Here is a 9,902-nt window from a genome sequence, read left to right on the forward strand (position 1 = left end):
CTTCTGGCTATCTCCGGAACCATCAAGGGGCGCTGATGTTCGGTGTGCCGTGCGATCATCAGCACCAACACTTGGGAGATACACATGGCAGAGAAACAGCTCGACGATCTTTTTTATGACACGCTGAAGGATATCTATTTTGCAGAACGCCAGATCTTGAAGGCGCTGCCCAAGATGGCGCGGGCGGCCAGCAGCGACAAGCTGAAGGCCGCATTCGAGAAGCACAAGGAAGAAACCCAGGGCCAGATCGAGCGGCTGCAGGAGATCTTCGAACTTCTCGGCAAGCGCGCTCAGGGAAAGACCTGCGAAGCAATCCAGGGCATTATCGCCGAAGGCGAAGAGATCATGGAAGACTTCAAGGGCAGCCCGGCTCTCGATGCCGGCCTCATCTCCTCGGCACAGGCTGTCGAACATTATGAGATGGCCCGCTATGGCACGCTGAAGGCATGGGCAGAGCAGCTTGGTCACAAGCAGGCAGTCCAGTTGCTGGACGCGACATTGAAGGAAGAGACAAAGACCGACGCAGACCTGTCGTCGCTTGCAACAGCGTCTCTCAACGCATCTGGCAAGAAAGCCGCCTGACACCGGTGCAGCCATGAAAAAAAGCCGGGGCAGTTGCTCCGGCTTTTTTGTTTATTGAAGGATGTCCCTCCATCATTTACCGACCTCGACCCTCGTCAAGATTGGCGAGTTGCCTTACGGCGCCTGTGTCGAAGGGTTACGATCAACACCTTCCGTCGGCGGCGTTGCGCCGGATGGCGGGTTGTTATCGAAGGTCTGGCTGCCCTGCGCGCCCGGATTGACCGTCTGGCTCGACGTTGCAGGACCCGGAGGCGGTGGCGTCTCCGTTGTCGCAGGGGCAGTGCTTTCACCCCAGATTTCCGCGGCCAGCCATACTGCCATTGCTAGAAACAGGCTGACGACAAGAATAACCAGGACCGGCTTACCCTTAAAGCCCTGACGGGTTTCGCGCGGGGTGAATGTTTTCTTCTCCACATTCGTATGCTGCATAATCTCTCTCCTCCTCGGATCAGAGCCCAACTCGTGCTTCACTGAGAGGTAAAAGAGTTGCAACGGTCGATTGTTCCTTACACTCGCTGATGCGCGTGACAGGGAAGCGCTTTATTTCTGCAAAAGACGCCGCGTCCTGCAGTTTTCGACCGCCGCATCGATCATTGTCGACGCTGCCATTGGATCGTCGAAGACCATATCGATCTCGACCACCTGGCCGCTCCAAAGAAGCTCTGCTGCTTGTCCGGGAAGGCCCGCAAGGCGCACGGCATCTTTCGCTGTCGTTACCGGCAGCAGATCAAGATCCTTCGCCTCCTTCACCATATCGGCAAGCTCGTCCTCGCTGAACTGATGATGATCGGGAAACGACCGTTCAATGACGATCTCGCCTCCCAAGATTTCGACGGTGCGATAGAACTTGCTGGGGTCGGCGATACCGGCAAAAGCCAGAACGCGTTTTCCGGCGAAACCTGGCAGCGGGCGAGGCTCGGTCGATGCGACAAAGACCGGTTTTGCCGCGCGGGCTGCCGTTCGGATAATCGCATCCGCGGCACTTCCATCCCCGACTTTCAAAATGGCGTTGGCCTGGCGCATCTGTTCGGCCAAAGGTGCCCGCACCGGACCACCCGGCACGAGATGGCCGTTGCCAATTCCCCGTCGTGTATCGATGACAAGCAAGGCGTAATCGAGCGTCAACCTCGCGCTTTGAAAGCCGTCATCCATGATGATCAGATCGACGCCTTCCTTGACCAGACGCTCAGCGCCCTCGACGCGTTTGCGCGAAATCACCGTCGTCGCCTCGCGCGCAAGCAGGAGTGGTTCATCCCCCACGGCAGCAGAGCGATGATGATCCGGATCGACCAGCGTCGTTACGTCCAGCGTGCCGCTATAACCTCTGCTGAGGAAGCCGGGCTTCAGTCCCTTGTCGAGCGCTGCGCGTGCAATAGCAATCGCCGTTGGCGTCTTGCCCGCCCCGCCCACGGTGAAGTTGCCGATGCAGATGACCGGAACAGGAACCGAGGCTCGTTTTGCCGTCTTCATGCGATGGCCCGCCACCCGGCCATAGAGATAGGAAAAGGGGCTGAGAGCCCAGGCTTCCCAGCCAGCTTTTCTCCACCAGAAGGGCGGCGCTTCCGAAACCATTGGCCTATGAATCCCAGTTACATTTTATGGTAGCAAGAGCTAAAGCATGTCGCGCAAAAGTGTCCAGCCCTTTTGTGACGAAGACATGCGACAGGGTGAGGATACCGGCACAGCCGTCCGAAATCAGACGAAAGCGCGGTTTGGCAACAGGGCTTCGAGCCCCGTAATATCATCGAAACAATAATCGCCATCGGCAGCCAGGCTGTCGCGCGATCCGGTGCCCGTCAGCACACCGATGCGCAACCCCGCCCCCGCATTTCTGCCCATATGCAGATCGTGATTATTGTCGCCGACGACCGCCACCTGCTCAGGCTTCAGGCCGGTCGCCTCGCAGAAGCCCAGCACCATGCCCGGCTGCGGCTTGACGCCATGGCCGCTATCATAGCCCGCGACGAAATCGAGATAGACATCGAAGCCGAAGCGTTTTGCCAGTTCTCGAATGGAGGCCTCATTGTCGCTGGACGCGACACCGAGCTTGTAACCTCTGTCCTTCAGCCGTCCAAAGAAGGCTTGCAGATCCGTCACGGCAACGGACTTGCCCGCCGCCTCGGTAAACAGCCGATCCAGCCGCTCCGTCAGAGGTTGCAGGGCGCAGGGCGATCCGGCCGCAATCAGGCCGGCTGCAATTTCCGCCGTATTGCCTGCTGCCAGCAAGCTGTCCGGTTTCACATGTCCGGTGACCGGGTCCATGCCGCAGGCGAGAAGAAGACGGTCCGCAAGCTCTGCGTCGCCTTCAGCGGCGATCGCTGCCAGCTCGCGATTGACCGGACCCCAACTGGCGTCATAGCCGATCAGGGTGCCGTCCTTATCGAAAAGAACGGCGGCAATGTCGGCGGCGGACTTCATCGAATTGTTCTGGTCCAAGGTTTCAGCCCACCGCGCTGCGTGGCTGGAGCTTGGCAGACACCGTCAACGGGTTGATGTAGGGCTCGAGCGCCTTCAGCGTCAGCGATAGCGCACCGCGCATGTCCTGAATGACCCGGCCGCCGGCATCGATCATCTTGTAGCGCTCGTTATCATTGGCCAGCAGGTAGTGTACCGCCTTTGCCAGCATCTCCACATCGCGGATGATGCGGCCAGCGCCGGAGCGCAGAAGTTTCTGATAGGCTTCGCGGAAGTTCTGCACATGGGCGCCGGACAGAACCGCACAGCCAAGCATGGCGGGCTCCAGCGGGTTCTGACCGCCTTCCGCCATCAGCGATCGTCCGACAAATGCCAGCTCCGTCAAACGGAGGTAGAGACCCATTTCTCCGATACTATCCCCGAGGAAGATATCGGTTTCCGGCGTGATCACATCGTTGCGGCTTCTGCGCGCCACCTTGAGGTTCATACCATTGAGCATGGCCTCGATCTCATCCGCCCGTTCCGGATGGCGGGGAACGATGATCGTCAACTGACCATTGCGGGATTTGATCGCGGCATGAACGGTGGCTGCCGCTTTCTCCTCACCGTCGAAGGTGGAGATCGCTGCCCAGGTCTTCCGGTTGCCAATCTCACGCTTGTAGATATCCAACTGCGCCTGATCGCAGGGCGGCGGATCGGTATCGCCCTTGAGATTGCCCGACGTGATCACCGGCCAGGAACCGAGGTCTCTGAAACGTTCCGCATCCACATCCGACTGCACGACGACGAGCGCCAGTTTGCTGAACAGCGCTTCGGCAAAATCGGAATAGCGCTTCCATCGGTCGAAGGACCGGTCTGAAATGCGGGCATTGACGCGGATTTGCGGAATGTGCCGACGCTCCAGTTCCATCATCGTGACCGGCCAAATCTCAGATTCAGCGGTGATGGCGGCGTCGGGAGCCCAATAGGTGAGAAAGCGATTGATGCAGATCTTGATGTCGAGCGGCACATATTGGTGGATGACATCGTTGCCAAGGCGTGTGCGGCTGATATCGGCCGACGTTACCGTGCCGGTGGTCAACAGCACATGGATGTCACGCTTGCGGATTTCGCGGATGAGCGGGATCAGCGCCAGGGTTTCGCCGACACTTGCCGCATGAAACCAGACCAGCGGGCCACGTGGGCGTTCGGCACTCGAATAGCCAAACCGTTCAAGACGCCGCTGCTTATCTTCTTTGCCTTTCGCCGCCCGGTAGGACAGGTAGGGCCGCGCGAAAGGATAAGCGGCCATTCCCGCCATTCTGTAACCCGACAGGGCAAAACGTGCGATCCGGCTGTTCATACGATGCTGCCCTCGATCACTCTGCGCAATGCTTTTCCCCCGATTAACGTGGCCGGCTACTTCTGATGAAAATGCGTCTTTTTTGTTATGATTGGGTCCCGGCAAAAAAATTGTCGCTCAATACCCAATATATTGTGCATCCCCGACTGGGGGATGCACTACCAATATGCATGCCGGATTATAGTGGAGAACAAGTGGGTGGAAAGCCGTTATTTGCTCTCGGGGTCGAGAAGGCGGTGCATATGCACTATAAAATAGCGCATGTGGGCGTTATCGACAGTCTGCTGTGCCTTTGACTTCCAGGCGCCGAGTGCCGTCGCGTAGTCCGGGAAAATGCCGACGATATCGAGTGCTTTCAGATCGCGAAACTGCACTTCCTGGAGATTGTCGAGTTCGCCGCCAAATACGAGGTGAAGGAGCTGTTTCTTGTTATTCGCTTCGGTCATGTCCTGTCGTCTCTTCTTTCTTCTCAAAGGCGTTCAAGGAAGCCTTCATCTGCTGGATTTTGACGTAAAAATCAACCTCTGGCCGATCGCCCAAGCTGCATCAACAGGGTCGGCAGGATGTGGTTCGCCGCGGCACAGAGAGCGTCGTGTTTGACCTGCGGGCGATTGTAGATCAACGGCTTGCCGTCAAGATCGACAAGCTGACCGCCCGCCTGCTGCAGGATCAAATCGGCGGCGGCGAGATCCCAGTCATGCGAATTCGGCAGCACAAGCGTCCCATCGATCCGCCCGTCGGCTACCATGGCGAGGCGATAAGCCAGCGAGGGTACGTGCGGGATGCGCCGAACGGAGGGTTTGAAGTCTGACGGAAGGCGCGCAATCACTTCCTCGGGAGCGGCAAGCTGGATCGGTCCACTGGCAACTTTAGTGATCCTAAGCACCCCACCATTTTTTTCAGCACTCGCATCATGAAACGCCGTGAATTCCTCACCCAGCGCCGGCGCCACGAGGGCCGCGACCACAGGTCTGCCCTTGTGAACCACGGCGACACTGACGCACCATGTGTCCTTGCCGTTGATGAAGGCGCGGGTGCCGTCGATCGGGTCGACCACGAAGAGGGTATCGCGCGACAGGCGCTTGTCATCATCGGTGGTTTCTTCCGACAGCCAGCCATAATCCGGGCGAGCGGAGCGTAGCAGTCTTTCGAGGATGTCATTGGCGGCATAGTCGGCGGCACTCACCGGCGAGCGACCGCCATCTTTCCACCAGACCTCGGGGTCCTTACGGAAATGCCGTAAGGCCTCCTGTCCAGCCTCGCGGGAGGCGTTCAAAACAAGGTCCAGATCGGAGCGCCAATCGGCTCCAGAAGTCTCAACTATCATACCGTCGTTCTGCGCGTGTCGCACATTTCCATTTGTGCTTTCACATGCGCATGAGCAAGACGCGAAAGCAACCGCCGAATGCCGATGTCAGCGTCCCGCTATCGTCATGCCTTCGATGGCAAGCGTGGGTGCTGCCACACCATATTTGCGGTCCACGTCGTTAGCGGGTGTAACACGCATGAACATGTCCTTGAGGTTGGACGCGATCGTCACCTCGGAGACGGCGAACGAGGTTTCACCATTCTCGATCCAGAAACCGCTTGCGCCGCAGCTATATTCACCGGTGATCATATTGGCGCCATGGCCGATCAGTTCGGTGACATAAAAACCCGTGCCCACCTGACGGATCAGGTCTTGCGGCGAGATGTCGCCAGGTTCCAAGGCCAGGTTGGTGGATGCGGGCGATACGGAGGTCCCGCCCCGGACGCCACGACCATTGGTTTCAAAGCCGATTTCCCGCGCAGTCGAGGTTGAGAGGAACCAGTGGTTCAAGACACCATCCTCGATCATCACCAGCTTTTCACCCCGCACGCCCTCGCCATCGAACGGACGCGAGGACGGGCCACGGATGATCTGCGGATCGTCAGTTATGGACAGGCCCTTTTTCAGGATCTGCTGGCCCATCTTGTCACGCAGGAAGCTCGTCTTGCGCGCTACCGATGCGCCATTGATCGCGCCCGCAATCGAGCCGACAAAGCCACGCGCGATGCGAGGATCGAACACGACCGTGATGTTGCTGCCGGTATCGACCTGTCTTGGATTAACACGCCTGACGACCCTTTCGCCCGCCCGGCGTCCGATGTCTTCCGGCGCATCGAGGTCGGCGAAATAAAGACGGCTGTCGTAATCATAGTCGCGCTCCATCTTCGTGCCTTCACCAGCAATGACGCTGACGGAGCGGCCGAAACGGCTGCCCATATAGCTGCCGGAAAAGCCGTGAGAGGTGACAAGCACAAGGCCGCCCATGCCGCTCGAGGCACCGGCTCCGGAGGAGTTCGACACGCCCTTCACCGCAAGCGCTGCCTCTTCTGCTGCCAGCGCCGCATCGCGAAGCTGGTCGGCGGAGACCTCCGTCGGATCGAACAATTGAAGGTCGTCATAGGAGGTCGCAAGACGCTCCTTGTCGGCAAGACACGCAAAGGGATCTTCGGGCGAAACCTTGGCCATCGCAACGGCGCGCTCCGCAAGCGTCTTCAGGTCGAAACCGGGATTGGCCGAAACGCTTGCAACCCGCTTTCCGACGAAAACACGCAAGGAGAAATCATCGCTCTCGGAGGATTCTGTGCTCTCGACCTTTCCGAGCCTGACGCCCACCGACTGCGAACGGGAGCGCACGATGACGGCATCCGCCTCATCGGCACCGGCGCGCTTGGCCAGAGTGACGAGTTCGCTTGCACGGTCGAGAAGCTTGGAAGAATCGATTTCTGAGGACATGAGGCGGGCCTTTCGTTGACCTTCATTTATGGCCGAGCTTTTGCCGCATCAAGGTCAAAGCGCCATTTCACCTGCATTTGAGCAGAAGCGCTCAGATATCCAGGCCACGCCCCCGGTGAAACAGCTCGATCTGCATGTCGATCTGCCGCTTCAGGTCGTCCTTGATGCCATCCGATTCGGCCAGCACCTCATGGGCCTTGAGGAAATCCAGCACACGAAAACGGTTGACCGGTGGGCGCAGGAAAATATGCGGCGGGCGCATGCGCAGCTTCAGGCCGATGGCCGATTGCATCATCAACTGGCTGGCGCCGAAAAGGCTTTCGATTCGGTTTGGCATGGTGGTGCCGTCTCCCTCCGGTCCGCCCACAACGTCGACAGCGATGACGATATCGGCATCGTCGAGGAGATGCTCGTAGGGAACGGGATTGAAGATCCCGCCATCGATCATGATGCGGTCATTCATGCGGATCGGCATGAAGAGAGCTGGAATGGCGGCGGAGGCCGCAAGCGCCTGACGCAGATCGCCGTCCTGGCAGATGACTTCCATCTGTGCGTAGTAGTCGGTCGCGATCACCTTCAGCGGAACACCGAGTTCGGCAAAATCGCGCGGCAGTGCAGAGGGTAAAAGCGCATCGAGAATGAGTTCAAGATTGAACTGGCCCAAACGAAAGCCGAAGGCGGCATGGCGCATGGAGGCAGGGCCAAGGCTCCAGAGCTTGTTCGCCACGCTGCCCTTTTTGCCCATCAGCGCGAGCGTGTAATCGCGGATGTCCCTGCCGCTCATCCCGGCGGCCATACCGGCGCCCATGATGCCGCCGATGGAGGCTCCAGCGATAGCGCTTGGGCGAATGCCGAGTTCATCCATCGCTTCGATAACATTGATGTGGCAGATGCCACGTGCACCGCCGCCACCGAAAGCCACCGCAAAGGTGGGATCGCTTCTTTCCGTTGCCGTTTCTTTGCGCTTACGCTTTTTGTCGGAGAGTTTCTTTTTCTTCGCAGCCACGAGAACAGCCTCATTTCCTGTCATGCGGTCGCGTCTCAGCAAAGCATCTGGGCAAAGCGACGCGACGGTCATACTGAGACTGGCTCTATGACATAAAGACGACAGGACAGTGACGCGGAGGTCTCCTCTCGCGTCCACTGAGGTGCTTCAGGGCTCGTAGCGGTAGAAATGCATTTTGGTATCGCCGAAGGTGCGGCTTTCCAGCGGCTTGAAGGCGGGATCGACCATCACGGCCACATCGCCTTGTTCTTCCAGAATTGCGAGCGCACCAGGCACGAGCCAACCGCCGAGATGGGCGGCCTGGAAGGCCTTCTCGCCTAACGCTTGCCCATAGGGCGGATCGGCGAAGAGGAGGTCGAAGGGCTCGATATTGTTGACCCCACCAAGCTTCGTCGCATCGCGGCGCAAAATTCGAGCGCGGCCGTGAAGTCCCAGCGCATCGATGTTTTCCCACAAAAGCCCCCTGCCCTCGACGCCGTTTTCGACGAAAAGGGCAACACGACAGCCGCGCGAGAGCGCTTCCAGACCAACGGCACCGGTGCCTGCGAAAACATCGAGAATGCGGGTGCCGTCCAGGCTTTCGGGGTAAGCATGGCTCAGAATGTTGAACAGGCTTTCCCGCGTCCGGTCGATCGTGGGTCTGATGGCATTCGACTTGGGCGCGGCCAGACTGCGGCCGCGAAACTCACCGCCAACGATCCGCATTACGCGCCGTTCCCTCGCGAGCCGCCTCTTGGACCGGACGGTCTACCGCCCGATGGCTTGCCACCGGGACCACGACCGCCGCCGCCCGATGGTTTGCCACCTGGACCCTTGCCGCCGGAACCCCTGCTGCTGCCCTTGCCGCCAAAGCCCTTCGGGCCGCTGCCGCCTTCGGAGCGTTCACCGCGCGGCTTGCCGAAGCCAGGCTTGCCGCCAGATGGTTTTCCACCGGAGGGCTTGCCGCCAAAAGGCTTTGCGCCGCGGGGCTTGTCGCCAAAAGGACGTTCACTGCGTGCTGGACGATCGCCGTCCTCACGCGGCTTGCGATCACCAAAGGAGCGGTCAGTACGGGCAGGACGATCGTCGAACGAACGGGCTGGCCGATCCGAACGCTCGGTTCTGTCGCCGGAGGACTTTTCGCCGAAGGATCTTTCGCCCCGGGGGCGGTCATTGCGAGGGCGTTCGCTGCGCTCGCCATCTTCGCGCGGCTTGCGGTCGCCGAAGGGACGATCACCGAACTTGCGCTCACCACGAGGCTTACCCCCGAACGAACCACGCGCGGGACGATCGCCCGCCTCACGTGGCTTGCGATCGCCGAAGGAGCGATCACCACGGCCACGACCGCGACCTTCATCGCGCCCGGCCTCGTTGCTCGAATCGGAACGGATCCATTCACCCTCGTCATCGGCATGGCGCACGACTGCGCGGCGGGCTTCTGCCTGTGCCGATGGCTGCTTGAATGCGCTTTCGGCTTCGGCACGCGCGGAGAGCTTACGGGCCTTGCCATCGCGGGTCGGCTTGGCGCCAGGCGCCATCCAGACATTGGCGGTGCGGTTGCTGCCAAGCGGCGGGCGTTTCGGACCGCGATCATCGGTCTCGGCTTCGTCCCTGCCCTTTCCGGCAAACTTGCCGCCGGGCTTTCCGCCTGCCTTGGGCGCGAACTTGCCAGCAGGCTTATCGGAGCGCTTTCCATCGAACCGACCGGAAGAACGCTCGTCGCCATCGCGCGGGTTGCGGTCGGCAGCAGCCTGCTTGCCCCACTCGGCTTTGGCCGGCTTGGCGGGCGCCTCTTCCTCGTCCTCTTCGGATTTGTG

The 9,902-nt window shown here is 59.8% G+C and carries 10 protein-coding genes and 1 pseudogene; 1 reads left to right on the forward strand and 10 read right to left on the reverse strand.

The annotated features are described in order from the left end of the window. Positions 1-84 precede the first annotated feature (84 nt). Positions 85-582, forward strand: a complete 498-nt coding sequence (locus EYC79_RS10065; protein WP_062425973.1) for a YciE/YciF ferroxidase family protein — start codon at positions 85-87, stop codon at positions 580-582. A 114-nt stretch (positions 583-696) separates the two neighbouring features. On the opposite strand, the gene EYC79_RS10070 is transcribed toward EYC79_RS10065, so the two are convergent. From EYC79_RS10070 to EYC79_RS10115, 10 genes and pseudogenes are all read right to left on the reverse strand, one after another. Continuing rightward, positions 697-1,011, reverse strand: coding sequence for a hypothetical protein (locus EYC79_RS10070; protein ID WP_062438581.1), 315 nt, complete (start codon positions 1,009-1,011; stop codon positions 697-699). A gap of 111 nt (positions 1,012-1,122) precedes the next feature. After that, a complete protein-coding gene (gene lpxK, locus EYC79_RS10075; RefSeq protein WP_130977869.1) occupies positions 1,123-2,154 on the reverse strand; it encodes a tetraacyldisaccharide 4'-kinase in 1,032 nt (343 codons plus the stop codon). A gap of 123 nt (positions 2,155-2,277) precedes the next feature. Beyond that, positions 2,278-3,000 carry an HAD family hydrolase gene (locus EYC79_RS10080; RefSeq protein WP_130977870.1) on the reverse strand — a complete coding sequence of 241 codons (723 nt, stop codon included), beginning with the start codon at positions 2,998-3,000 and terminating at the stop codon, positions 2,278-2,280. 22 nt (positions 3,001-3,022) lie between these two features. Then, positions 3,023-4,339 carry a lipid IV(A) 3-deoxy-D-manno-octulosonic acid transferase gene (waaA, locus tag EYC79_RS10085; protein WP_130977871.1) on the reverse strand — a complete coding sequence of 439 codons (1,317 nt, stop codon included), beginning with the start codon at positions 4,337-4,339 and terminating at the stop codon, positions 3,023-3,025. A 209-nt stretch (positions 4,340-4,548) separates the two neighbouring features. After that, on the reverse strand, positions 4,549-4,785 hold the full coding sequence (locus EYC79_RS10090) for a DUF4170 domain-containing protein (RefSeq protein ID WP_062425978.1): 237 nt from the start codon (positions 4,783-4,785) through the stop codon (positions 4,549-4,551). A 71-nt stretch (positions 4,786-4,856) separates the two neighbouring features. Next, complete coding sequence (locus EYC79_RS10095; RefSeq protein WP_130977888.1) at positions 4,857-5,663, reverse strand: 3'(2'),5'-bisphosphate nucleotidase CysQ; 807 nt, start codon at positions 5,661-5,663, stop codon at positions 4,857-4,859. A 90-nt stretch (positions 5,664-5,753) separates the two neighbouring features. Then, entirely contained in the window at positions 5,754-7,100 is a 1,347-nt protein-coding gene (locus EYC79_RS10100; protein ID WP_130977872.1) for a TldD/PmbA family protein, read from the reverse strand. 91 nt (positions 7,101-7,191) lie between these two features. Next, complete coding sequence (locus tag EYC79_RS10105; protein WP_245495244.1) at positions 7,192-8,022, reverse strand: patatin-like phospholipase family protein; 831 nt, start codon at positions 8,020-8,022, stop codon at positions 7,192-7,194. Positions 8,023-8,253: 231 nt separating this feature from the next. After that, positions 8,254-8,811 (reverse strand): 16S rRNA (guanine(966)-N(2))-methyltransferase RsmD, encoded by a 558-nt coding sequence (gene rsmD / locus EYC79_RS10110; RefSeq protein ID WP_111848168.1) that lies wholly within the window; start codon positions 8,809-8,811, stop codon positions 8,254-8,256. Beyond that, positions 8,811-9,902 (reverse strand): annotated as a pseudogene (locus tag EYC79_RS10115) (pseudouridine synthase); the annotation flags it as partial. The gene rsmD and the pseudogene EYC79_RS10115, both read right to left, overlap by 1 nt.

Source organism: Agrobacterium cavarae (genome assembly GCF_004310285.1).
In the GTDB taxonomy this organism is placed as follows: domain Bacteria; phylum Pseudomonadota; class Alphaproteobacteria; order Rhizobiales; family Rhizobiaceae; genus Agrobacterium; species Agrobacterium cavarae.

Coding starts and splice junctions, on each gene's coding strand:
- EYC79_RS10070 (WP_062438581.1), bottom strand. CDS start 1,011: ATGCAGCATACGAATGTGGAGAAGAAAACATTCACCCCGCGCGAAACC.
- rsmD (WP_111848168.1), bottom strand. CDS start 8,811: ATGCGGATCGTTGGCGGTGAGTTTCGCGGCCGCAGTCTGGCCGCGCCC.
- lpxK (WP_130977869.1), bottom strand. CDS start 2,154: ATGGTTTCGGAAGCGCCGCCCTTCTGGTGGAGAAAAGCTGGCTGGGAA.
- EYC79_RS10090 (WP_062425978.1), bottom strand. CDS start 4,785: ATGACCGAAGCGAATAACAAGAAACAGCTCCTTCACCTCGTATTTGGC.
- EYC79_RS10065 (WP_062425973.1), top strand. CDS start 85: ATGGCAGAGAAACAGCTCGACGATCTTTTTTATGACACGCTGAAGGAT.
- EYC79_RS10100 (WP_130977872.1), bottom strand. CDS start 7,100: ATGTCCTCAGAAATCGATTCTTCCAAGCTTCTCGACCGTGCAAGCGAA.
- EYC79_RS10080 (WP_130977870.1), bottom strand. CDS start 3,000: ATGAAGTCCGCCGCCGACATTGCCGCCGTTCTTTTCGATAAGGACGGC.
- waaA (WP_130977871.1), bottom strand. CDS start 4,339: ATGAACAGCCGGATCGCACGTTTTGCCCTGTCGGGTTACAGAATGGCG.